This window comes from Candidatus Thermoplasmatota archaeon (assembly GCA_035540375.1).
Classification (GTDB): Archaea; Thermoplasmatota; SW-10-69-26; order JACQPN01; family JAJPHT01; genus DATLGO01.
In genome coordinates, this window is record DATLGO010000048.1 from 67,933 (window position 1) to 92,495 (window position 24,563).

Annotated in this window: 15 protein-coding genes; 4 read left to right on the top strand and 11 right to left on the bottom strand. The window is 70.3% G+C overall.

All coding sequences use genetic code 11. The features are described from left to right. Positions 1 to 4 precede the first annotated feature (4 nt). Genes VM889_05530 through VM889_05545 form a run of 4 tightly spaced genes read right to left on the bottom strand, consistent with a single transcriptional unit; the run spans position 5 to position 2,027 of the window. Positions 5 to 370, bottom strand: coding sequence for a hypothetical protein (locus VM889_05530; protein ID HVL47997.1), 366 nt, complete (start codon positions 368 to 370; stop codon positions 5 to 7). A gap of 26 nt (positions 371 to 396) precedes the next feature. After that, entirely contained in the window at positions 397 to 1,017 is a 621-nt protein-coding gene (locus VM889_05535) for a hypothetical protein (protein ID HVL47998.1), read from the bottom strand. A 4-nt stretch (positions 1,018 to 1,021) separates the two neighbouring features. Then, entirely contained in the window at positions 1,022 to 1,228 is a 207-nt protein-coding gene (locus VM889_05540; protein HVL47999.1) for a hypothetical protein, read from the bottom strand. Positions 1,229 to 1,253: 25 nt separating this feature from the next. Continuing rightward, a complete protein-coding gene (locus VM889_05545) occupies positions 1,254 to 2,027 on the bottom strand; it encodes a CBS domain-containing protein (GenBank protein ID HVL48000.1) in 774 nt (257 codons plus the stop codon). A gap of 149 nt (positions 2,028 to 2,176) precedes the next feature. Here VM889_05545 and VM889_05550 point away from each other — a divergent pair, with 149 nt between their 5' ends. Beyond that, positions 2,177 to 3,466 (top strand): DUF4010 domain-containing protein, encoded by a 1,290-nt coding sequence (locus VM889_05550; protein ID HVL48001.1) that lies wholly within the window; start codon positions 2,177 to 2,179, stop codon positions 3,464 to 3,466. A gap of 3 nt (positions 3,467 to 3,469) precedes the next feature. Here VM889_05550 and VM889_05555 read toward each other — a convergent pair whose 3' ends face one another. Further along, complete coding sequence (locus VM889_05555) at positions 3,470 to 4,996, bottom strand: AMP phosphorylase (GenBank protein HVL48002.1); 1,527 nt, start codon at positions 4,994 to 4,996, stop codon at positions 3,470 to 3,472. 643 nt (positions 4,997 to 5,639) lie between these two features. Between VM889_05555 and VM889_05560 the strand changes: the two genes are divergently transcribed. The 3 genes from VM889_05560 to VM889_05570 all read left to right on the top strand — a co-directional run bounded on the left by VM889_05560 (position 5,640) and on the right by VM889_05570 (position 9,326). After that, positions 5,640 to 6,392: a PAC2 family protein gene (locus tag VM889_05560; protein ID HVL48003.1), complete on the top strand. Its 753-nt coding sequence runs from the start codon at positions 5,640 to 5,642 to the stop codon at positions 6,390 to 6,392. Positions 6,393 to 6,432: 40 nt separating this feature from the next. Beyond that, a complete protein-coding gene (locus tag VM889_05565; protein ID HVL48004.1) occupies positions 6,433 to 8,286 on the top strand; it encodes an ATP-dependent DNA ligase in 1,854 nt (617 codons plus the stop codon). A 194-nt stretch (positions 8,287 to 8,480) separates the two neighbouring features. Beyond that, positions 8,481 to 9,326, top strand: coding sequence for a hypothetical protein (locus VM889_05570; GenBank protein ID HVL48005.1), 846 nt, complete (start codon positions 8,481 to 8,483; stop codon positions 9,324 to 9,326). A 225-nt stretch (positions 9,327 to 9,551) separates the two neighbouring features. Here the strand turns inward: VM889_05570 and VM889_05575 are convergent, their stop codons facing one another. Genes VM889_05575 through VM889_05600 form a run of 6 tightly spaced genes read right to left on the bottom strand, consistent with a single transcriptional unit; the run spans position 9,552 to position 24,554 of the window. Then, positions 9,552 to 10,226 (bottom strand): hypothetical protein, encoded by a 675-nt coding sequence (locus VM889_05575; GenBank protein ID HVL48006.1) that lies wholly within the window; start codon positions 10,224 to 10,226, stop codon positions 9,552 to 9,554. Continuing rightward, positions 10,223 to 11,479: a DUF58 domain-containing protein gene (locus VM889_05580; GenBank protein ID HVL48007.1), complete on the bottom strand. Its 1,257-nt coding sequence runs from the start codon at positions 11,477 to 11,479 to the stop codon at positions 10,223 to 10,225. The genes VM889_05575 and VM889_05580 overlap by 4 nt, the downstream gene beginning before the upstream one ends. A gap of 7 nt (positions 11,480 to 11,486) precedes the next feature. Further along, complete coding sequence (locus tag VM889_05585; protein HVL48008.1) at positions 11,487 to 12,497, bottom strand: MoxR family ATPase; 1,011 nt, start codon at positions 12,495 to 12,497, stop codon at positions 11,487 to 11,489. Between the two features lie 5 nt (positions 12,498 to 12,502). Then, positions 12,503 to 13,729 (bottom strand): DUF4350 domain-containing protein, encoded by a 1,227-nt coding sequence (locus tag VM889_05590; protein ID HVL48009.1) that lies wholly within the window; start codon positions 13,727 to 13,729, stop codon positions 12,503 to 12,505. Then, positions 13,726 to 20,304 (bottom strand): DUF4129 domain-containing protein, encoded by a 6,579-nt coding sequence (locus VM889_05595; GenBank protein HVL48010.1) that lies wholly within the window; start codon positions 20,302 to 20,304, stop codon positions 13,726 to 13,728. Before VM889_05595 ends, VM889_05590 begins: the two co-directional genes overlap by 4 nt. Next, positions 20,301 to 24,554, bottom strand: coding sequence for an NEW3 domain-containing protein (locus VM889_05600; protein HVL48011.1), 4,254 nt, complete (start codon positions 24,552 to 24,554; stop codon positions 20,301 to 20,303). The genes VM889_05595 and VM889_05600 overlap by 4 nt, the downstream gene beginning before the upstream one ends. Positions 24,555 to 24,563: the final 9 nt, after the last annotated feature.

The following is a 24,563-nucleotide window of genomic DNA, read 5'->3' on the forward strand; positions in this document are numbered from 1 at the left end:
CGCGTCATGGCGCAAGCGGCGGAAAAGCCCGTCGGAGCCCCGCCTCGCGCTCGGCCTCGCGCTTGAGGTCGACGAGGTGCCGCTCCACCCCGGTCGCGAGACGGGCGCGGCGAAGGCGCGCCGCGAGGTTCTCGGCCAGGTTCGCGGGCGCGAGCGCCACGCCGTGGACGACTTCGGTGCCTTGGGGCGTGGCCCGCAGCACGTACCAGGCCTCGCGTCGGGCGTCGAGCGGCCCGCGCGGGCCCCCGCCAGGCCCTTCGTACCGCGCGATGCCGGCGCGACGCGCGCCGCGGGCCTCGAGGACGCGGGCGACGGCGTCGGCGGGAGCATCGACGACGACCGTGGAGGCCTCGCGGATGAAAACGGGCATGCGCGCGCGAGCCCGCGGCGCCCGCATCAATCTTTTCCCTGGCGGGCCCGGAGGGCCGCGACCACGCCGTCGAAACGGGCGACGTCCAGCACGAGGACCGCGCGCCGGCGCTCGGCGTGCTTCAGGGAACGCTCGGCGATCGCGGACTCGCGGGCGGCCTCCACGGCGGCGAGGCCCTTGATGCGGCGGAGGGAGCGGTCCCACGCGCGGGCGAAGGCCTCGGGCGTCGAGGCCTCCGGGGGTCGCTTCACCATGCGTCGGACGAGGCGGCCGTACCTCAGGAGCGACCACGTTCCGACCTCGCTCGTGAAGGTGTCCTCGTACTCCTCCTCGGTGAGGTCGACGGCCTCGACGGGAACGCCCTTCTCCTTCGCCCACGCGAGGGCGGCCACGAGGTCGGGCGGCGGAAGCGCGACCTCGCCGAATCGTTCGAGCGCGACCGCGTAGGCGGCCTCCGCGTCGGCGAGGGAGTCCGGGTCGACCTCGCTCGATCCCCGCTCGAGCGCCGCGAGCGACTCGACGCTCAACGCGAGAAGGAGGACGTCGGGCGGCTCGCGTTCGAGGGCGGCGAGGAGAACTCTCGCCTCGTTCGCGAGCCCGTGGACGCAGCCGAGGACGACGAGGTTGCGGACGCGCTCGGTCTCCACGTCGTCACCGGAACTTCTCGACCTGGTGGTTCTTCGTCTCGACGGAGACGATCGCGCGGTTCGCGAGCGCGACGACGGCCTCCATCCCGACCTCGGCGGCGACGGCCCCGGGGAACGTCACGAGGACCGTCAGCTTGCGGCCGTCCACCTTGAAGCTCTGCTCGATCGTGACGGGGCCTTCGAAGCGCTTCGTGGCCTCGGCGTCGGACATGGGTCCCGGGAGCCCAAGGGGGGGCCTAAAGGCTTCGCCCGCCGCTCGCGGTGACGGCCCTGAGGAGGCTCACGGGGCTCGCCATGCCGACGAGGCGTCCCTCGCCATCGACGACAGGCGCGTCGCCCCAGTCCTCGAGGGCCTCGAGGAGGACCCCGCCGGGGGCGCCCGCGCGGACGCCTTCCCACGCGTCCGTCGCGAAGTCGCGCACGGGGCCCGAGAGGACGCCGGGGGGGTTGCCCGGCATCGCGCGACCGTCGGCGCGGTCCCGGTTCAACCCGGCCTCGAAGAGCGCGCGGCGTCGCAGGATCGACCGCACGCGGCCGCGGGCGTCGACCACGGGAAGCGCGTCGACGCTCACCTCGTGGAAGTGGTGGAGCGCCTCGCCCATCGACTGGTCCTCGGCGAGCGCGGGCACCTCGACGAGGGCGTCCGAGGCCGCGATGCCGTCGACCCCGAGCGCGCGCGCGACGTCGAGGGCGGACACGTAGCCCGCCGCGCGCCGCTGGTCGCCGACCGGCATGTGGTCGACCGCGTGGTCGGTGAGCGCGCGCGCGACTTCCTCGAGCGTCGCGTCCTCGGCGACGACGCCCGTGCCGATCGCGAGGCGTTCGAGACGCTCGCGGGCCGGGAGGGCGCTCTTCGTGAGCCTGCGAAGATTGAGGATGCCCCACGGGCGGCCGCGGTCCGCGACGAGGGGTCGGTCTCGGGCCTCCCCCTTGAGCCACCCCGCAACGCTCGACACGGGCTCGCGCTTGTCCACCAGGGCGAAGTCGGTGCGGATGAGGCCCTCGATCATGCGTCCCCCTCTCCCCTGGAGACTCGTCAAGGGTTGTGGCCGCTTCCTGGGAAAGGTTCGGACTCGGAACGCTTATGGCCGACCCCCCGCGATACCGTCGACGTGCACGGCACGCCGGAGTCCGTTCCCGGTCGACCGGGGGCGCGCTGATGGAGCCCTCCTTCTGGGTCGGTTTCGCCCTCTCCGTCGGCCTCGGGGGGCTCATCGGGCTCGAGCGCGAGCATCACGCGGACGCGAGGAAGGAGGTCATCGCGGGCGTCCGTACGTTCCCGCTCGTGTCGCTTTCCGGCTACATGATGGCGGTCGTCGGCATCACGGCGGGCGAACCCCTCGTCCTCGCCGCGGGCGTCCTGTTCATCACGCTCCTCGCGATCGCGTTCCTCATCGTGCGCCACCGGCTTGGCGTGACGGGCCTCACCTCGCCCGTCGCCCTCGTGGTCACGTTCCTCCTCGGCTTCCTCGTCGCGTACAATTTCATCCAGGAGGCGCTCGTCATCGGTGTCGCGACGACCTTCCTCCTCCTCACGAAGGAGCGCCTCCACGGCTTCGCCTTCGGCCTTGACGACGAGGAGATGCTCGGCGCGCTCCAGTTCATCGCGGTCGCGTTCATCGCGCTCCCCCTCGCCTCCAACCTTCCCCCGGAGGTCGACGCGCTCCCCTTCGTGGGACGCGGTCAGGTCGTCGACCCCTACCGCATCCTCATCATTGCCGTGCTCGTCTCCGCCGTCTCGTTCGCGGGGTTCATCGCGATGCGGGCGCTCGGGAACGCGCGTGGCACGGAGGTCATGGGCCTCCTCGGGGGCCTCGTGAACTCCGAAGCGACGACCGCGAGCCTCGCGACGACGGTGCGCGACCACCCGGCCCTCGCGGGGGCGGCCGCCACGGCCGTGCTCCTCGCGATCGGCACGATGCTCGCGCGCATCCTCGTGATCGCGGGCCTCGCGGACCCCACCTTCGGCGTTCTCCTCGCGATGGCCCCCGCGATCATCGCGATGATGCTCGTCGCGGCCATCTACGCCTACCTTCGGTGGCGCACGAGCGAGGACGCGGCGCCCGAGGGCCCGATCCGTCTCAAGAACCCGTTCGCCGTCGCGCCCGCGCTGCGCTTCGCGGCCCTCTTCGCGCTCCTGGCCGGACTTTCGGAGGCGATCGCCCTCCGCTTCGGGGAGGTCGGCGTCTACGTGACGGCCCTCTCCGGTTTCTTCACGGCGGGGGCGAACGTCGCGAGCCTCGCGACGCTCTACGCGACGGGCAAGATCAGCCTGCAGGTGGCCGCGACGACCGCGATCGCGACCTCCGTCTTCGGGGTCGTGAACAAGTTCGTCGTGCTCCGCACGATGAGCCTCGACCTCCTGAAGCGCGTCGGGACCGCGCTCGCCGCGACGACGGCCGCGGGCGTCGCCGCCCTTGCGGCGCTCGTCGTCCTCGGCGTGTTCTGAGCCTCAGATCTCGCGGATGTCGTGGAGACGCTGGAGGAGCATGCCCTCGAGCCGCACGGGCGGCGTCTTCTTCGCGAGGGCGACGGCCTCGCGGAGCTTGTACTCGCTTTCCGCGTAGATGGTGAGAAGGGGCTCGCCCTGGTCAACCTTGTCGCCGCGCTTGTGGTGCACGAAAAGGCCCGCGCCCTTGTCGCGCGGAGACCCGGTCGCGCGCGCAAGCGCCACGATGGCCTTGTTGTTGATGCCCGCGACGTAGCCGTCGTCGGTCGCGTTGATCGTCTCCTGGAACTTGCCGACGGGAATGTCGCCCTTCGGGACCTTGCCGCCCTGCGCCTCCACGATCTCCGTGAACTTCGCGAGGGCGCGGCCCGACCTCAGGACCTCCTCCGCCCGCGCGTGGCCGAGCCCCCGGCCCACGACGCCGCCCATCTCGAGCGCGATGCCCGCGATTGCGACGGATTTCTCAATGAGCGAGCGGGGCGCGTGATCGAGACCGCGCAGGGCCGCAAGGGCCTCGTTCGCCTCGAGCGCGCAGCCGATGGTCTTGCCGACGGGCTGGCCGCCGTACGTGATCGCGCACTCGACCTCCATGTCGAGGCGGTCGCCGAGCTCCATGAACATGCGGCCGAGCTTCCGCGCGTCGTCGACGGTCGGGAGCTTCGTGCCCTCCCCGGTGGGAAGGTCCATCACGAGCTTGTTCGCGCCGACAGCCTTCTTCTTCGCCATGACGGAGGCGAGAAGCTGCGCCGGGGGATCGAGCGAAAGCGGATGCTCGACGCGGATGATGATGTCGTCCGCGGGCGCGAGGTTCACGCCGCCGCCCCAGCACATGACGCCGCCCGTCTTCTTCGTGATGCGGTAGATCTCCTCCGCGTTCAGGTTCACGGGACCGAAGACCTCCATGACGTCCGCGGTACCGGCGGCGCCCGTGACGGCGCGGCTCGACGTCTTCGGGATGAGCAGCCCCTCGGCCGCGATGATCGGGACGACGAGGAGCGTGATCTTGTTCCCGGGCACGCCGCCGATCGAGTGCTTGTCGAAGACGACCTCGCCGCCGAAATCGATCGTCTCGCCGTATTTCACCATGGACCGCGTGAGGTGCTCGATCTCCTCCATGTCCATGTCGTTGATCTCGAGGGCCGTGACCCATGCGGAGAGCTCGACGTCGGAGAGCGTGCCGTCGACCACGTCGACGATGATCTTGTCGATCTCCTCCTTCGAAAGCTTCGCCTTGTGCATCTTCTTCTTGATCGCGGCGATGGACTGCGGCTTCTCGGCCGGGTAGAGCCGAAGGACGGCGCCGTCCCCGACGTCGAAGCGCGTCTTGAGCTCGAGGAAGACTCCGACCTCGCCGGGTTGCACGACCGAATCCGTGGTGTCGACGAGCGCGGTCACGGTCTCGTCGTTCTGGACGCGCACGCGGTCCCCGGGGTGGACCCCGAGCGCCTCGGCGTCCTCCTTGTGCAGGAGAACCTGATACTTGCCGAGGTCGATGTCGAAGATGCGCGTCTTGAGCTCTCGTCCCATCATGTCAGGCGTTCCTCCGCGATTCGGCGTGCTGATCTGGATGCGTGATGCGGTTCATGGAGAAGTCTCCAAAGGGCGCGCGACGTCCGCGCGCGGTCACGGTTTTCTCGATTGCCATATTCCTGGGTCGTCGAAGGAGATAAACTTTCCACCAACGGGACTCCGTCGGGCCTCGCTCGCGCCGCTCGGCTCCGGCGGCGCAGGCGGTCCCCCGGGGACCTCCCCGCGCCACGCGGCGTCCTCGATCGCCTGCCTCGCGGCGCCCGCGCCCGCGGGAGCGTTGCGCCCGCCGAGCCGGGCGGCGCCGCGCGCGGGGCATCCGTCGGGACCGCGGGGCCCGCGCTCGCCAGGACCGGTGCCGTCGGCGGCGCCGCGGCGCGCCGCTTGCTGACGGTCGGGGTCGCCGCGGTCATGCCGCCGCGGCGTGGCCGCGGGCGTCCATAAGCGTGGTGCCTGGGCGGCGCGCGGCAGGGCGGACGACCGCGCGCCCGGGGGCGGATCCACCGGGCCCGGGACCTCGCGCGCCCGGCGGCGCCGTGCGGGCGGGCCGCGCGAGGCGCAAGGCCCGCGGGGTCGCGGCCCGTCCTTGGGCCAAGGAGCGCAACCCTATATACTCTGGGCGGTCTAACCGCCGCCGAGGACGATCATGGACAACGAGCGCGATCTGACGGTCCACGAGTTCCAGGAGGTCGACCTCCGCGGCGCGACGATCATCGACGGGTTCCCGAGCGTCGGCCTCGTGAGCACGATCACCGCGAACTACCTCATCGACGTGCTCGAGCTCGAGCAGATCGGGATCATGGATTCGAAGTGGTTCCCGACGGTCTCCATCGTCCGCAATGGCGTTCCCCTGTACCCCGTGCGCATCTACGCGGGGAAGGGCGTGTGCGTCTTCATCTCCGAGTTCCAGCCGGCCCCCAAGCTCATCCGGCCCATCGCCGAGGCCATCATGCAGTTCGCGCTCGCGAAGGGCGCGAAGACCGTCATCTCGCCCGAGGGGCTCGTCATCGATTCCGAAGGCGAGAAGGCGGAGGACGAAGTCGGGGTCTACGCGCTCGGGTCCACCGAGGAGACGCGGGCGATGCTGCAGAAGCACGGTCTCGAGCAGTTCGGCAACGGCATCATCACGGGCGTCTCGGGCGTCCTGCTGAACCTCGGGAAGAAGGAGGGCTTCAACGCCATCTCCATCCTCGCCGAAGCGAACCCGAACTACCCCGACGCGCGCGCCGCCGCGAAGGTGATCGAGGTCATCAACGGCCTCCTCGACCAGGTCGACATCGACGTGAAGCCGCTCTACAGCGAGGCGGAGAATATCGAGCGGACCCTCCGCATGATGCAGAAGCAGGCCGCCCCCGCCGCCGCGCCGGACCGCGACTCGGTCCCGCCGATGTACGGCTGACCCGGGAGACGCTTAAGCCGCAAGGCTGCGTTCCCGCCGCGTGGACTACGCGCGCCTCTGCTCGTACTACGACCGGCTCTCCGCGACGCGCGCCCGCCTCGAGCTCACGGGCATCCTCGTCGAGCTCGTGAAGGAGGCCGACGCCGAGGACCTGCCGCGCATCGTGTACCTCACGCAGGGCAAGCTCTACCCCGATTTCGTCGGCGTCGAGCTCGGACTCGCGGAGAAGCTCGTGATCCGGGCGCTCGTCTTCGCGACCGGCCACACGGAGGAGGCCGTCGTCGCGGCCTACCACGCGGCGGGCGACCTCGGGGACGCCGCCGAGAAGCTCCTCGGGGGCGAAGTGAAGGCCGGCAGGAAGACCGCCGCCGCGAAGCGCCAGTCCACGCTCTTCGGATTCTCGGGCCCCGAGGAGGAGACGAGCCGCGAGCCGCTCACCGTCGCGCGCGCCTACGCGGCCTTCGAATCGATCGCGCAATCGACGGGGCCGGGGTCCCAGGAGCGCAAGCTCGCGACCCTCCAGGATCTCCTTCTCGGAACGGAGCCGCGCCAGGCGCGATACCTCGTGCGCACCGTCACCGGCAAGCTCCGGCTCGGCATCGCCGACATGACCCTCCTCGACGCCCTCGCGCAGGCCTACGCGACGAAGGAGGACAAGGCCGCGCTCGAGCGCGCCTACAACGTCTCGAGCGATCTCGGCCTCGTCGCGCGGCGCGTCCGCGAAGGCGGCCTCGACGCCCTCTCGAAGCTCCAGGTCAGGGTGGGGGTGCCGCTTCGCGCCATGCTCGCCGAGCGCCTTCCGACCGCCGAGGAGATCCTCGCGAAGCTCGGGGGAAAGGCCGCGGTCGAGTACAAGTACGATGGGCTCCGCGTGCAGGCGCACATCCCGGAATCGGGCCCGATCAGCTTCTTCTCGCGCCGCCTCGAGAACCTCACCGTGCAGTTTCCCGACGTCGCGCAGGCGCTCAGGGCCTCCATGAGGGGCCGCGAAGCCGTCGTCGAGGGCGAGGTCGTCGCGGTCGACAAGACGACCGGCGAGATGCTGCCGTTCCAGGAGACGAGCCAGCGCCGCGGGCGGAAGCGCGACCTCGACCAGGTCGTCGAGGACGTGCCGGTCGCGATCTATCTCTTCGACTGTCTCCTCGCGGACGGCGAGGACCTCACGGGCCGGACGCTTCCCGAGCGCCGCGCCGCGCTCACGCGGCTCTTCCCGGGCGACGAGTCCGTCCGCCTCAGCCACTACCGGGTCGTCGAAACGAGCGACGAGCTCGTGCGCATCTTCGACGAATCCGTCGCGGACGGCGCGGAAGGCATCATGTGCAAATCGATCGCCGAGGACTCGACCTACCGCGCGGGCGCCCGCGGCTGGCAGTGGATCAAGTTCAAGCGCGACTACCGGGCCGAGCTTTCCGACAGCCTCGACCTCGTGGTCGTCGGGGCCTTCACGGGCCGGGGTCGCCGCAAGGGGTGGCACGGCGCGCTCCTCATGGCCGCCTACAATCGCGAGGAGGACGTCTTCGAGACGGTGTGCAAGCTCGGCACCGGCTTCGACGACGCGACGCTCGCCGCCCTCGTCGAGGAGCTCGCCCCCACGACCGTCGAAGCGCGGCATCCCCGCGTGCGCTCCCGCCTCGCGGCCGACACGTGGTTCGTCCCCACGCTCGTCGCGGAGGTGCGCGGCGCGGAGCTCACCCTCTCGCCCATCCACACCGCGCTCGCGGACGTCCTGAAGAGCGGGTCGGGGGTCGCCGTCCGCTTCCCGCGCTTCACGGGGACCTGGCGGCGCGACAAGGCCCCCGAGGACGCGACCTCCACGGCCGAGGTTCTCGCCATGTACCAGGGGCAGCGTCGGGGGGCCGCCGAGGACGCCCCCGGGGAAGGCACAGACATATAAACCCACCCGGCCACGGGAAGCCCGTTGCCGCCTGTCGCGGAGACGCGCCCCAGCTTCGGATCGGTCCATCCAATCGTGAGAAAAGCTCAGGAGGCCCGACGAATTTCCGGGAGCCACGGCCAGCCTAGCTCGGGTCAGTCAGGACCCCCTCTCCACAGTGCACCCTCTCCCGCCCCCGTGGAGGCAACGCCCGCGTGAATGACTTCCGCGCGGGACCCCTCAGCGTGGACAAGGCCTTCTACGCAGCGTTGAAGCTGCACGTCTACAATTCGATCAACGACTCGCTCCTGAACGCCCTCCTCGGGGGGCGCTCCATCACCATCACGGACGACGTGAAGCTCGAGATCGCCCGCTTCACGGCCCGCCGGATCAACCACATCTTCGTCTCCGAGAACGGGAACCGCCCGAACTCGTCCTGCGAGTTCTACGGCTTCACGAGCCACAAGGTCCGCGAGAAGCTCATGGACTTCGAGGAGCGCGGCATCATCGAGCTCACGGGCAAGGGCCTGCGGGACGCCTTCACGTACCGCTGGCGCGCGCCGATCAAGCACTGGGAGATCTGCTCGTACATGCGCTTCAGGCGCCTCACGGGCGACGACCTGACGCTGAATCTCGAGCTCACGCGGGTGTTCCAGAACGTGGGCCTCGAGACGTTCACCCTCCAGGATTTCATGGGCTTCTACCACGAGGCCCACGGCGAGGAATACGGCAACACGCGCTGGGGCAAGCGCAAGTTCGAGAGCCTCGTGAACTCCTACGCCTACCAGTCCTTCCTGAAAAGCCGCCTCGAGAAGCTCGTCTCCCGCAAGCTCGTCGTCGCGACCGAGAAGGACCAGTTCGCCCTCAATCCCGTCGCGCAGGACGCGGTGAACCATTTCGACCTCTTCGTGAACGAGGTCGCCTACCACCCGTCCCGCGAGATGTGCCGCGCGTGCCCCATGGACGCGCTCTGCCGCGCGGGCTCCACGCAGCTCGTCGTCATCACGCTGAACAAGAATCAGGACCCCCTTCCGACGCCGCCGACGCTGAAGATCGAGTAGGCTGGCCGCCCTCCTTCTCAGGGCGGCGTCGGAAGCGACGGGGTCACCCCGAACCAGCCCGCATCAGGACCCCCTTCCGACGCCGGCGAAGGCGGCGCCAAAGCGCCGCCAAGCCGCCAACGAACCCGCAGTTCGTTGAGCGCGAAGGCGGCGCCGCAGCGCCGCCAAGCCGCCGCCGAGCCCACAGGCTCGGCGAGCGCCGACGCTGAGGACGGATCGCCGAACCTACGCCGCGCGCCGCGTCTTCAAGGCGAGGTACCCGAGCGACGCGAGCGTCGTGAGGCCGACGAGGACGGCGGCCCCGTGGAGGCTGCGGGCCTCGACGCTCGCCCCGAGGACGGGGTGGAGGAGGCCGAAGATCGTCGGTCCCATGAGGACCGCGACGAGCACGATCGCGGCCGCGATCGCAAGAAGCCTCAGCTGACCCGCCCGGACCGCGGAAGCCGCGGCATCGAGGCGCGCGATCGTGCCGGGGGGCGCGGCCGCGGCGACGTGGAGGAACTTCGCGGCGAGGGTCGCGTTCTCGACGAAGACGACGAACCCGAGCCCGCCGGCGAGCGCGATCACCCATTCGAGGAGGGACGGAAACGCGGTCGCGACGGGGAGCGCGACGAGGATCGCGAGAAGGCCTCCCGCGGCCGTCTGGAGGTAGGCGAGGCGTTCGCCGCGACCCTCCGGGTCGTTCTCGACGTTGAAGCGCGAGGCCCGCACGAGCCCGTGCCGCGCGATCGCGGTGGCCGCGAGGCCCGCGGCGAGGGTGAGCGCCGGAATCTCGACGACGCCGAGGAACGGACGGTCGCCGAGGAGGGCGAGGCCGCCCGTCGCGAGGGCCGTCGTCGCGAGGCCCGCGGTCGCCATCGCGATGCTCGATCGGGCGCCGCGGCCGATGTCGCGCGTCAAAGCAGCGCCTCCCGGGCGAAGGTGACGGTGATCGGCTCGGCGGTGTCCCAGTCGACGACCACGGCGCCGTAGGACTTCATCTGGGCGATGGCCGTCTCGCGCTCGAGCATCGCGGTCTCGTACTCGGCCGTGCCGGGCGCGATGCCCGCCTTCTCGAGGAAGGCGCCCGCGCGCGGGGTGACCACGAGGACGCGCATCTCGTAGGCGCGCAGGGCGCGAACGGCCTCGCTCGCGGTGCCGTCGTCGAGGAGGTTCGAGATGAGGATGATGGGGCTTCGCGGCTTCAGCATCGGGAGGATCTGTCCCACGGCCTCGAGGGCCTTCATCGCGCCCTTGCCGTCGGCGTCCGCGAGGGCCTCCGAGAGCGGGATGATGGGCTTCTCGGTGCCGGTGAGGCGGACCTCGCGGATCGCGTCCTCGTAGAAGATGAGCCGCATCTTGTCCCGGCGCTTGAGGAGGAAGCCCGCGAGCGAGACCGCGGCGCGCGATCCGTACACGATGGCGTTGTCGCGCACGGTGCCGAGGCGCGCGATCTCGCGGTTGTCGAAGAGGATCGTGACGCGGGCCTGCGTCTCGCGCTCCGTCTGGTTGACGATGAAGTTCTTGCTGCGCGCGCTCGCCTTCCAGTTGATCGATCGGTAAGGGTCGCCCGTCATGTATTCGCGCAACGCGAAGAACGACGAGCCGTAGCCGGGTTGGCCGACGATGTAGTCGCCCGCGACGACGAGCGGGAACTTGCTCTTCGTGAGCGCGTCCCGCAGGTCGAATTGGCGCGGGTAGATCGTGAGGAACGTCACGCGGTCCACGTCGTTGTCCTCGTGGAAGAGCCCGAACGCGTCCTGCACGCGGAGCCGCACCGGCCCGAGCGAGAACTTCCCCTTGATGGGCGCGCGGAGCACGTAGTCCATCTCAAGCGGCTCCGCCGAGAGCGCGGTGAGGACGTAGTTCGAGCCGCCCGCGATCTCGAGACCGGGCGGGAGGGTGTCGCGGATCTCCGCGAACACCCTTCCGCGAAGGCCCTTGGCCTCGACGCGGAGCCGCGTCTTGACCTCGGCGCCCTCGTGGCCGACCTGGCTCGAGGTCTCGCGCGTGGCGCGGATGTCGACGGACTTCACCGTGAAGGCTGCGGCGGCGAGGAGGGCGAGGCCCGCGAGGCCCGCCGATCCGACGACCGGCGCGTCGAACACGAGGCCGACCGAGACGAGCAGTCCCGATCCGGCCGCGGTGAGCGCGCCCTTCAGGGTGAGCTTCATCGACGTCTCACACGGTGGGAACCGGCGCCTCGCGGACGATCTCGTTCACGACGTCGTGGTTCTTGACGCCCCGGATCTTCGATTCGGGCCGCAGGATGATGCGGTGGGCGAGGATGTGGGGCGCGACGAACTTGACATCGTCGGGGACGACGAAGTCGCGGCCCGACATGGCGGCCTTGCTGCGGCAGGCCTTGAGGAGCGCCTGCGAGCCGCGCGGCGAGGAGCCGACGTAGATGTCGGGGTGGCCGCGCGTGCGGACGACGAGGTCGGCGATGTAGTCGATCATCTCGTCCGAGATGTAGATCGTCTCGATCGTCTGCTGCATCGCGATGACCTGCTGGGGGTTCGTGACGGCGGACACGTCGACGTCGTCCTTCGCCCGACGGATGCGGCGGCGCAGGATCTCGGCCTCGTCGGCCTTCGCGGGGTACCCGACGCTGAGCTTCATGAGGAAGCGGTCCATCTGGGCTTCGGGCAGCGGGTAGGTACCTTCCTGCTCGACCGGGTTCTGCGTCGCCATGACGAGGTACGGCTTGTCGAGCTTGAGCGTCGCGCCTTCGACCGTGACCTGGCGCTCCTGCATGGCCTCGAGGAGAGCCGATTGGGTCTTGGGCGGGGCGCGGTTGATCTCGTCCGCGAGCAGGATGTTGGTGAAGACCGGGCCCGGGCGGAAGTTGAACTCGCTCGACTGCTGGTTGTAGACGTACGTGCCCGTGATGTCGCCGGGAAGCACGTCGGGCGTGAACTGGATGCGGCGGAAGTCGCAGCCGGCCGCGCGCGCGAACGTGTTCGCCATGAGCGTCTTCGCCATGCCGGGAAAGTCCTCGAAGAGGATGTTGCCCGACGAGAGGATGTTGATCGTGACGAGCTCCAGCACCTCGCGCTTGCCGACGATGACCTTCGCCACCTCGTCGATGAGGCGCTTCGTCGTGTCGGCGAGCCGGACGACGTTCGGGTTCGGGGGGCGCTGCGGGCGCGCCTGGGCGAACGTCTTCGCTGCCTGGGGTTTCGTGGCCATGATTATCACCTGCTGCCTTTGCCGTAGTTCCGGATCCTTGTCAGGAGATCCTTGAGGGTATCGTCATCGCTTGCGCCGTTTTCGCCGCGCACGACGCGACGCAACCGGTCGTCGGTCGCGAGGACCGCGAGCGTTTCGGGGGCGGGCGACTCCTCGCGCACGCCGTGGACGGCCCGCACGCGCTCGCGCGCGAGGCGCGTAATGCGCTCGATCGGGCTCGCCATGGGGGAGGTCCGGACGCGGGCGAGGCCGCTCCGGTGGTGCGTGAGCCGCTCCTCGGGTTTGACGAGGGCGAGGAGCACCGCGATCGCGAGGCCGAGGGAACCGAGGAAGATCCACTGCCAGAACGGGTCCTTCGTCGGCACGACGAGCGACGCGAGGCCCGCCGCGGCGAGCCGGGCCTGGGGCGCGGGCGCGTGACGCGATTCGTCGAAGAGGATGGTTCCGGCGTTCGACCCGCGGGCGAGCGCGTCGGGGAGGGCGAGGGCAAACTTGCGGTTGTCGCTCCCTGCGGCGTCGAGCATCTCGTTCGTGAAGAGGGCGGGGTCCGCGATGAACATGACGGTGCCGCGGCCGTGCGCGACGACGACCATCTGGGGGAAGGGACCCTTCGTGTCCGTGTCGTCCTTGCGGCGGTTCCCGTCGTTGTCGAGGTACGAGTCCGGCGAGCTCGTCGCGACGATCCGGGCCGAGGGGTTCGCGCCGGAAAGAAGGCTCGGGCTCACGGTGAGGGCCGTGGGCTCGTTGAGAAGGAGGTCGAAGGTCAGGTCCTCGCCCTTGCTCGTCGTGAGGAGCGCGCGGGCGCGGGCGAGCGAGACGTTCTTCTGGAAGTTGGAGTCGAGGAGCGGCACCTTGTCGAAGGTGACGCCGAACTTGACGGCGAGCGTGTTCGCGAAGCCGAAGTCGTCCGCGACCACGAGGACGCCGCCGCGCGTCACGAAGTCGTCGAACGCCTCGATCTCGGAGGCCGAGTACGGCCGGCTCACGCCGACCGCGAACACGATGTGGGCCGCGGGATCGGAGACGCCGCGCAGCACGAGCGGCGTCGAGGCGATGGTGTCCGTGTTGTACCCGAGGCCCCCCGCGAGGCTCGCGCGGTACGCGCCGAGATCCGCGCGGCCCGAGCTGTAGGATCCGAGCTCCGGGGGCGGGGAATAGAGGATCGCGACGACGGCGCCCCCGACAATGAGGGCGGCAAGGAGGACGGCCGCGAGGCCGAGCGCGCGCTTCACGCGCCCGCCTCCTTCGCGCCGCCCTTCGTGCGCCGGATGCGCGCGAGGTCGGCGTTGAGCGCGGCGAGCGCGCTCAGGGCGCGGTCGCGCTCGGCGGGCCCGACGCCGTGGGCGGAGTACCGCGCCTCCTCGAAGAGCGAGACGAGCGCGTCGAGCGGCGCCGCGCGCACCGGGAGAGCCGCCTTGACGGCGGCGCCGAACTCCTGCGCCGTGACGTCCGGCGTCGTCGTGTACCCGAATTTCACGAGGTAGTCGCGCAGGCGCCGGTAGGCCATGAGAATGGTGGCCGAGTACTCGTCGCCCGCGACGAGCGCGGCCTGCGTGTCGAGGAGGATGCGCTCGGCCTCGGTGACGCGGCTCTTCCTGTACCAGGCGACGAGGAGGCTCACGATGGCCGCGACCGCGAGAGCGCCGATGAGCGCGAGGACCCACGAGTTGCCGGCGCCGCCGAAGGCGCCCGTGGAGATCTGGATGCGGGTCGCCTCGTTCGTGGGCAGCAGGTCGTCGGTCCCGCCGAAGCGCACGTCGAGGTCCGAGGCGCCCGCTCCGGTGACCTTCCCCGGGAAGGAGGCGTGGCCGGTCGCGTTCGTCTTCAGCGTGAACGGGTAGTACGAGCCGCTGAAGTGGACGCGGAGCACGGCGTTCGGGACGCCGAGCCCCTCGTCGTCGAGGAGCTGGACGGTGCCCGTGAAGCTGTCGCCCACCGCGAGCTTGCGGGGGACCACGACCTCGAGCCGGGTCATGCTGATGACCTCGACGAGCGCGATCGCCGAGGCGGGCGTGTGGCTCTGGTCGCCCGCGTAACGGACCTCGATCGGGACCCGGGCGCGCTCGAAGTCGGCCGGGATGAGGGCCGCGACGTGGAAGCTCCCGTTCGGGGCCGTGCTCGCGCGCGCGAGGAAGGAGCCGTTGAAGATGAGCTCCACGGAGGCGCCGGGGACGCCGAGGCCGTTCTCCTGCTTGAGGCGGCCGTCGAACTCGAAGACCTGGCCGCGCACGGCGCGCGGGGGCGGGTGGATCTCGAGCACGGTGCGCGAGAGCAGGCGCAGCGACCCGGTCGCCCCCGAGGGCGCGTAGAGCGTGGAGCCCTCGTAGCGCGCCTCGATCGGGTAGACCTTCGCGGCGACCCCGGAGGTGTCGAAGCCGGCCTCGGCCTCGCCGCGGAAGTCGGTCGGAGTGACCGTCACGGGCGATCCGAGGAAGGTGACGCCGACGATCTCGCCGCCGATGGGCCGGCCGGCGTCGTCGTGGAGCGTGAAGTTGTACACGACCTCGCCGATCGCGGCGGTGAGGTGGGGCATGCGAATCGAGGTCGCGCTCAGGACGCGCACCGTCGAGACGAGCTCCGGCGCCCCGCGCAGGAGGCCGTCCGCGCTCCCGTCGTAGCGGGCGCGCGCGAGGACGGGGCCGAGGCTCGCGTTCGCGGGGAGCGTGAGGGGCGCGCGGAATCCTCCGGTCGCGTTCGTCACGAAGACGCCGAGATGGCGCTCGCCGAGCGTCACGTTCACGCTTTCGCCGCGGACGGGCCGCTCGTAGGCGTCGACGACGACCCCGACGAGCGCCTGCGGAACGCCGCGCACGAGGGCCTTCGTCTCGAGGCTCACGCGCGTCGCGGACGTCGCCGGAACGCGGATCGAGGTCGAGGCGGGCCCGTAGAAGTCGGATCCCGCGAATCCGAGCGCGAACGTCACGCTCCCGACCTTGGGATAGACGTTCCTCGGGATGGTGAGCGAGAAGGTTCCCGTCGCGTTGTCCACGCGCGCCTGGGTCGCGTAACCCTCCGTCGAGATGCGGATGACGAGCGCGTCGCGCGAGGTGGGGTCGCGCGCGGGGCCGCCGCCCACGTCCCGGAGGGTCCCCTGGATGACCGCGTCCTTCGCGATGTCGAGCGCCGTGACGCGGATGAGGTCGGCCCCGAGGGGCTGGAGGATCTGCGCCTCGAGGACGGGCCGGGCCCGGATGGTGACGAAGCTGAGCTTCTGCGAGGAGGCCTGGTAGAGGTCGGATCCCTCGAAGACGAGGGAAACGGGCTGGTTGCCAGGACTCGAGTCCTCGGGGATGAGGATCTTGAAGGACGCGACACCCTGCGCGTTTGTAACCGCCGTGTGGAGCGCTCCGAGGAAATGGAGACCGACGGTCTCGTTGCCGACGACCGCCCCCCGGAAGTTCCTGAGGGTCGCCTCGGCGACGAGATCGCCTCCCGCAACCGCGATGAGACGATCGTTCAGCACGCGGCCGGAGATCTTCGTGGGGAACGCGATCGCGACGCGGGCCTTCCCCGTCGAGGCGCCGTAGAGCTCCGATGGCGTGGTCTCGAGCGGGAGGTCGAAGTAGCCCGGCTCCTGGGCGGCGCCGGTCGGGAAGCTGATGTTGAACCGCCCCTCCGCGTCCGTGGTCGCGCTCTTGCGGACGCCGTTCCACGTCATGAGCACCGGCCTCCGCGGCGCGGGGTCACCCGACCCGTCGAGGAGGCGCGCGGTGCCCCCGATCTCGCCGTTCGGCGTCGTGCGGAGCGTGGGTCCGGCGTCGAACGTGGTCGGCGTGCGCAGGCGGAGCGTCTGTGTTGCCACCACGGGCGTCTCGAACGTGCCGCGGATGCCCCGGGCCCGGTAGACGGTGGAGCCCGCGCCGTCGACGACGTCGGCGGCGGTCCACTCCGCGTGGGCGCCGATGCCGTAGCTCCAGAGAAGGACGCGGTAGCTCGTGATCGCTGGATCGAGCGCGACGGAGGCCGTGTCGAGGGTCCAGCTCACCGTGGATCCCGGAGCGTGGACCTTGCCGAAGAGCACCACCGGGCCGCAGCTCGAGGGAATGGTGACGGATTGCGCGCGCACGAGCGAAAGCGTGAGCGAGAAGCGGCCGGCGGCGTCCGTGAACGCCACGCCCGCGACGCGGGACGGGTCGCTGCGGGCCCTCAGGTTGTCCTTCGAGGCGTCGTTCCAGGCGAGGTTCGCGAGGATGGGGACGCAGGCGCGGTTGACCCAGTTGCGCGTCGAGGCCGCCGGGGCGAGCGTCCCGTCGACCGCAAGCGAGCCCCCCTTGAGCAGGATGTCGTCCTGACCGGAGTGGTGCGTCACGACGAGGTCCTGGATCACGACGTCCGCAAGCGCTTCCCAGATCGGGCACGTGTCGCCGGGAAGTCGGGTCGAGGCCACGCTGAGGCGGCCTTCGCGCATCACCCAGGCGTTCCGGAAGGCGGGGTCCGCGGGGTCCGCCTCGCCCGTGTTCATCTGGTCGTAGAACGGGTGCGGATCCTCGCCGACGAAGTCGTTCAGCCCGTCCTTGTCGTAGTCGAAGTTGTTGCCGAGGATCTTGCCCGTGATCGGGTCGATGAAGCCGTCCTTGAAGGGCGGTCCCGCCTTGCACGAGCGCGTCGCGATGTTCGTGTCCGTGCGGTTGCCCGCGGCGCCGAACCACCAGGTGCCGGTCCACGACGGCGGGCGGCCGATGTCGTACCGCTGGCCTTCGGACAGGTCGCCGAAGCGCGAGACCGTGCGGGTGTCCTGGAGCGGGTCGTACCCGTAGAGCTGCTCCCACCCGTCGGGGATCCCGTCGTCGTCCGAATCCTCGTCCGTGGGGGAGGTTCCGACGGCGCACGTTCCCCCGTCGGGGCATCGCTCGCCGTAGAAGATGTATCCGCCCGGAATGCGCGTGTGCACGATGCCCGCGGCGATGAGCGCTTCGACGTGCTCCGCAAGGTCCGGCTTCGAGAGCGTCGCTTCGCACGTCGCGGGGAGGGCGCCGCCCGCAAGCTGCGCCTGCCAGTTCGGGCCGTCGAGGAGGCCGTCGCCGTCGGTGTCGAAGGCGACGACGCTCGTCGGGGGATTGAGCGCGAGCTCGTCGGCGGCGCTGAGGCCGTCGCAGTCCGCGTCGGAGGCGCCGAGGTCGTCGAGCGGGTTCAGCGGATTGGATCCCGCGAGCTTCCCTTCCTCGGTGACCTCCTTGCCGTCGCCGAGGCCGCCGAAGTCGCTGTCGGGATTGAGGGGATCGGTCGGGCCCGGCATGCCGGGCTCGAAGGAGACCTTCCACTCGTTGACGTTCGAAAGCCCGTCGCCGTCGCAGTCCGATTTCCCGCCGAGGGGGTTGCGCGGCTCGAAGAGGCTCACGCAGGAGACGTAGGCGGGGCTCGCCGAGGCGAGCCGGCGCGTGCGCGCCTCCCACCAGTCCGGCATCCCGTCGCCGTCGGTGTCCGGCACGAGCGGGTCCGTGCGGTTCTCGTACATCTCGCGCCAGGTCCAGCGGAACGGGCCCTGGATGATGTAGACCGTGAATTCCTCGGCGCGGCCCTGGGCCTTCACGCGGTGGTACCCGTTCGTCGGGGCGAGGAGGGTCTCCGAGGGCGCAAGCGTCGCGGGCGTGCCCTCGGGGACGCCGAGGGTGCGCACGTACGTGGTCTCGAACCCGGTGGCGTTCACGTCGCCGGGCTTGAGCGGGTCCATGCAGCCGCACGGCGACGCGACGCCGGGGGCGTGCGAGCCGACGCGGGAGAAGTAGTATTCCCACCCGTCGGGAACGCCGTCGCCGTCCGAGTCCGCGCGGTGGGGATCGGTCTTGAGCGCGTACTCGTCGAGGTTCGTGAACGCGAACTGGAACGGGAACAGGGTGCCGACGCGGTGGTCCACGCCGTCGCCGTCGAGGTCGCGCGTCGTGTCGGAGAGCCCGTCCTTGAGGCACGACCCGAGGCTGTCGACCCGCGTCGGATCGAGGTCCCACGCGAAGCACGCGTGGACGTACCAGGCGTGGCGGATCTCCCAGCCGTCGTCGAGCGAGTCCCCGTCCGTGTCGAAGAGGGCGGGATCGGAGGCGGGGAAGGGGTACGCGTCGAGCGCCCCCGGGGCCGCGAGGCGGCGCTCGGGCTTGAGCTCGGCCCCGTCGTTCACGCCGTCGCCGTCGGCATCCGCGTTCACGACGTTCGGGGCGTCCTGCCAGCGGCCGCAGCCTTCGCCGAGGCGTCCCTGGGGCAGGAGCGCCTCGCGGGCCTGCTGGAGCGACCACGTCTCGCCCTTGCAGCGGCGGTGCTGGTCGATGATGCGGTTCAGCTCCTCGGGCGTCGCCTGCTGGGAGCGGGTCGTCCAGTACTCGACCTCGGCGCCGTCGAGGATCCCGTCGCGATCCGTGTCGGACTCGACGGGGCTGAGCGGCGGGGACACGGCGAAGGCGACCTCGTCGAGATCGTCGATGCCGTCGAGGTCCGTGTCGGGCGTGAGGGGATCGAGCGCGCACGGGACGCCCGCCTTGGCGGCCGTGTCGTAGCAGAAGTCGACGCGGCGGCCCGCGATGACCGAGAAACCCTGACGCTTCTCGAAGTCGGTGAAACCCGAGTTGGCGCTGTCCGCGCGGGCGGGATTGCTCCACACGTGCGTCGTGCGACCGTCGACCGTGACCGACCAACCGAGGACGACCTCCTCGAAGTCGTTGAGGCCGTCGCCGTCCGTGTCGCGCCGCCGCGGATCGGCGCCCGAGAGCGCCTCCTCGAGGTTCGTGAGGCCGTCGCCGTCGGGGTCCGTGAGCGGCCCCACGACGAAGGCGGGAAGCGAGGCGCGCGAGAGCCACGCGGGGAGCGAGATGTGGGTGAGGAGCGCCGCGCGCACGCCGCCGCCGTCCGCCGCCGAGAGCGGGTCGAGCCCGTGCGCGACCTCCCACGCGTCCGACATGCCGTCGCCGTCGGAGTCCGCCCGCGTCGGGGAAAGCCCGCGCGCGAAGAGGGGCGCGAGCTCGTCGCCCGAGAGGTTCGCGTAATTGAAGCGGGCCGCGGTCCAGCGGAACTTCTCGAGCACCGTCATGCCGGTCCCGTCGAGGCTCCGGTAGGCGAGGCCCGGGTCGAGGGCGTCGAGCTTCCAGTGGAGGAGCCAGCCGTCCGCGATGCCCGCGCCGCTCGTCGAGTATCGCGTCGCGTTCGTGCGCGTCTCCGTCATCTCCTTGAGATCCTCGAGACCGTCGCCGTCGGAGTCGAGGCGCGAAGGATCGAGGCCGAGCGCGAAGTTCTCGAGGTTCGTGAGACCCTTGCCCGAGCAGTCCCGCGTCGCATCGGGAACGAGCGGGTCCGGGCACGCGGTCCCGTTGTCGGGGCCGCGCTTCGCGTAACGGGCCTCCCAGGCGTCCGGGAGCCCGTCGCGGTCCGTGTCCGCGTGGTTCGGGTCCGTTCCGTGCCGCTCCTCGTCGCGGTTCGAGAGGCCGTCGCGATCGCAGTCGCCGTCCGCGTCGGGAACCACGGGGTCGGGACAGTACGTTCCGGAGACGAAGTCGTAGCTTCGCTTCAGCGCCTCCCACGCGTCGGGAAGGCCGTCGCCGTCCGTGTCCGCGGAGTCGCGCGCCGTGCCGTAGGAGAACGTCTCGTCGAGGTCGGAGAGCCCGTCGCCGTCCGTGTCGATGAAGGCGAGATTGCCGTCCGGCGTCGCGGTCGCGAACTCGATCTGTCCCGTGCCCGCGGTCTGCGTGAGGCTCGGAAGGACGGCGGCGCCGACGAGGAGGTTCGCGAGGAGGACGAGCGCGAGGACCGCGGGAGCCACCTTCGCCTTCTGCGCCCAGGCCCACCGCGCCATGCGGGTCGCGGCTTCGCTTCCCGGAAGCGTCACGGGGCGACCCTCCGCCTAAGGAGCAGGGCCGCGCCGAGCGCCGCGACGACGATCGCGAAGGCCGGAACGGGCGTGAAGGCGCCGCTTGATCGGGCCGAAAGGTCGTATTTGAGGGCGTTGTTCGCGCGGTTCTCCTCGTGGAAGCGGTTCGAGGGATCGATCGCGATCTCGAACGTCGAGGCCCGGATGACGTTCCACGGGAGCTGGATCTTGCGGGCCTCGTTTGGGGCGAGGCTCTCGAGCGTCGCGTTCTTCACGACCTGCCCGTCCGCGACGAGCGCGACCTCGACGCGGCTCGCGGGCACGGTGCCGTTGTTGAGGACGGTGATCTCGAAGAGGACGGTCTCGCCGACCGCGAAGCGGTTGGCCTTCGCGTCGACCTTCACGACGCTGAGGTCGAGGCGCTCGATCACGAGGTCGATCGGCGTCACGCGCTCGCGCTCCTGGTTGATGACGCCGCGGACCTCGAGCCGCGCGCTGTCGCTTGTGGCGTTGCGCGGCGCGGTGACCTCGAAGGCCACGCGCGTGGATTGGCCGGGCTCGAGCCTGACGATGCGGTCATCGGGCCGCTCGAACCGCATCGTCCAACCCGGGGGCGGGACGGTCTCGAGGACGATCTCCTCGGGACCGTTGCCGGTGTTCGTGACCGCGAGCGCGACGCGCGTCTTTCCGCCGGGACGGACGAACCCGTCGGACTCCACGATGGCCTCGTAGTCGAAGAATCGCTTCACGCGGGCCGCGACGACCTTCTCGAACAGGTGGCGCGAGCCTTCCGCGTCCGAGAGGAGGAAGCCGACGCCGATCGCGAATTCGCCCGGATCCTCGTTGGGCTTCGCGGCGACGACGACCGAGACGGCGCGCGCCTCGCCCGGCAGCAGGTCGAAGGTGCCCGGCGGATTGACCTCTGCGAAGGACCAGCCGGGCGGGAGCGCGGAGGGCACGAGAGAGACCCGCATCGCGCCGTTCGCGCGGCTTGCGATCTCGAAATCGAAGCTCACCTTGGCGCCCGGGTCGAGACTGCGGGGGAGCGGGGTCGGAACGACGAGTGTGAAGTTGTTGACGACGATGGCGGTCACGCGCGTCGCGTTCTCCTTGAGGCCGCCGTCGGCTTCCTCGGTGAGCGCGGTCGCCTTCACCTGGAAGGGAAGCACCTGACCGACGCGCGCGCTCGGTCCCGGCAGCACCGAGAGGTTCACGACCCGGCTGTCGCCCTGGCCGCGGAGCGTCACGCGCGAAGGCTCGATCGCGTACGTCCAGTCGGGGGCCGCGGGGGAGACGACGCCGAGGACGACCTCCGTGTCGCTTCCCAGGTTCGTGACCTTGATCGGGAGGTGCGTCGTCGTTCCGGGCGTGACGCGGAAGGTCGAGTTCTCGGCGTCGACCCGAAGGTCCGTGCGGATGTTGATGCTCACCGTGGCCGTGACCTGGTCCTGGGTCGAGGCGTCCGCGACCGAGGCGCCCTGGACGACGAACTCCCATTGGAGGGGGAGGTCGTTGCGCGGCGCGCGCACGCGGAGCTTGACCTCCGTTTCGCCCTTCTCGGGGAGCGCGACGCGACCCTTGAGACCCGAGGAATCCGCGATGCGGCGGCCCGCCGCGTCGACGATCTCGGCCGTGAACGGGAAGCCGCCGGGACCGCCGGGGCTCACGGAGAGCGTGACGTTGTCCGCGCCCGTGCCCGTGTTCTTCACGAGGACCGTGAACTCGTGCGTGCCCGCGGACTGGAGGCTCGCGAACGAGGTCTTGGCCTGCGCGACGCGGCCGACGAACGACATCTGGAAGTCGTAACGCGTCTGCACGCTCACCGTGACGCGCGCGGTATCCTGGATGCGCGGGTTGGCTCCGCTCGTGAGCGTGAGGTTGAAGGTGATCTGCTCGCCGGTCTTCACCGAGGGGTCGATGCGGATCGCCACGGTGACGTCGCGCGTTCCGCCCGTCGGGATCGAGCGCTCGATCGCGGTCGAGACCGTGACGCGCCATTTCTGGGTCGAGCCCTGGAAGTCCTGGTCGATCTCGAAGTCGTCCGTGATGCTCGTGTTGCCGAGGCCGCGGCCGAGGTTCACCGCGGTGAGCGTGAACTTGGCCGTGTCGCCCGGCTTGAACGTCCCCGAAAGCGTTCGCTCCTTCCACGCGACGAGGTTTCCGTAGAAGTTGACGATGCCGACCTCGATCTTCACGGGCGCGAGCGTGCCCTGGTAGAACGTCCCGTAGAGCTGGCTCCCCGGCGTGTACACGTTCACGAGCACGGGCTTCGACGCTTCCACGCGGAAGAAGGCGTCCTTCGCGCCCGACCGGAAGATGGGCTGGTTGTTCTGGCGCCACACGTAGTCGTTCTGGTTGAGCGTCCGCGTGAGGCGCGTCGTGAACTGGGTCGTGCCGTTCGCGAGGAGGGTTTCCTCCTTGACGGTCACGACGGTGTTGTTGTGGACGGGAAAGATGTTCATCCATCCCGGGAGGCTGTTCGACCCGGTGGAGGGGATGCGGACCTCGAAGACGCGGCCGCCGTCGAGACCGCCCGCGGCCATGTATCCTCGTCGGCCCGAGGCGACCGAGATGGGTCCTCCTTCGACCGCGTAGAAGGTCCAGGGCTCGGCGCGGTCGTTGTGCGTGTTCTGGCTCTGGACGTTCGAGCGGACGGCGTGCGGCTTGATCGTGAGGGTTCCGTCGCAGTACGGGATGCGGCCGAGCTGCGGGGGCGTCGTGAGCTGGTCGCAGGTCGGCGAGACCATGCGCGTTCCGATGAACTCGGTGGGCGCGTAGGCTGTCGTCACGAAGGACCGCGCGAAGGCGCCGTAGACCTGGGTTCCCGCCGGTGCGCCGTGCTTCGACGGCATCTGGTAGAGATAGTTGTCGTTGGCCCCGGTCGTGAACACCATGATGCGGCCTTCGGCTTCGATCCGCATCGGCGATCCGTCCGACCCGACGAGGGTCGCGCTCGGGATGTTCACGGGCGTTTCCTTCGGAACGCGGTTCGACCACCTCGGGCCGCTCTGCGATACTCGAGCGTCGAAGATGCGCACCTCCGTGGGGCCGTCGAGCGCGACGATGTACATGGGGGTCGGCGACGTGTCGCTCTGGGGCGCGGACGCGGGAAGGAAGTGGAAGCGGCGACCGACGATGCCCCCGTCGACGGCGGGGACGACCGTCGCGGTGGGATAGAACGTCCCGACCGTCTCGGGCGGGTTGGGCCGGTAGAGGTAGTCCTGCCTCAGCGAGACCGTGACGGGCTTCGACGCGACGACCTTGAAGTAGAAATCCTGGTCGCCGTTCACGACGGTGACGGTGAGGGGCGTCGCCTGGAAATGGTCGCCCTCGATCACGATCCCGCCGTCGCGCATCTTCGTCTTCTCGTTGCCGGGGATGCAGGGCGGATTGTTCCGCGCCTCGCCGCAAAGCGGGATCGGATCGGGCTCGAAGTTCTCGAGCCGGTAGCGATAGAGCCTGACGGTCGTGTTCGGGAAGTGCGGCATGACGTCGAGCACGGCCGGCGCGCCGGCTTCCGCGCCGTTCGCGGGAGCCCACCCGTAGAAGGTGGTGCCCGAGCGGATCCAGTACATCCCGTCGAGAAGGCCCATCTGGGCCTCGGTGAACTTCGGGAGCGGCTTGTTGCCGTTCTGCACGATGTCGAAGTAGACGTAGTAGAGAAGCGGGCGGTCGAACGGCTTCGCGGGTCCGAAGGCGGACTGCCCGACGACGAACGCAAGGGTTCCGATCGCGTTCGTGCTCGCGTTGAAGGCCGGATCGAGCGGCGTCGTCGAGCGCAGCACGCCGGGGTGGAAGCGCGAGGGCATGAGGCCCGCGACGCCCTGCGCGGCGTCGACCTTGCCCGAGTCGCGGTTGTAGGCCACGACGCGCGGGCTCGCGACGTCGAGCGTGAAGCTCGACAGCCGACCGAGCGCGTCCTGGGGCCACCGCGCGCCCTCCACGGTGCCGCTGCGCACGAGCTTCGTGAAGTCGAGGTCGATCTCGACGGGATAGTTCACGAGCCCGGTCTTGCCGCCGTTCGCGCCGCCCGGCGAGAGGTCGATCCACTCGCCCTTGCGGAAGGGGTCGGGGAGGTGCGGGTGGACGAGGATCGGGACGCGGAAGTGCCACGTCGCGTTCCACCAGTCGTACTGGACGCCGGGGCGGAGGACGGGATCCTGCTCGATCTGGGCCGAGACCGGCGAGGGCACGAGCGTGGGGAGCGCGAGGAGCGCCACGGCTAGCGCCGCGCGGGCGAACCTGCGCTCGTGGGGCCTCGTGCTCATGACCTCGAT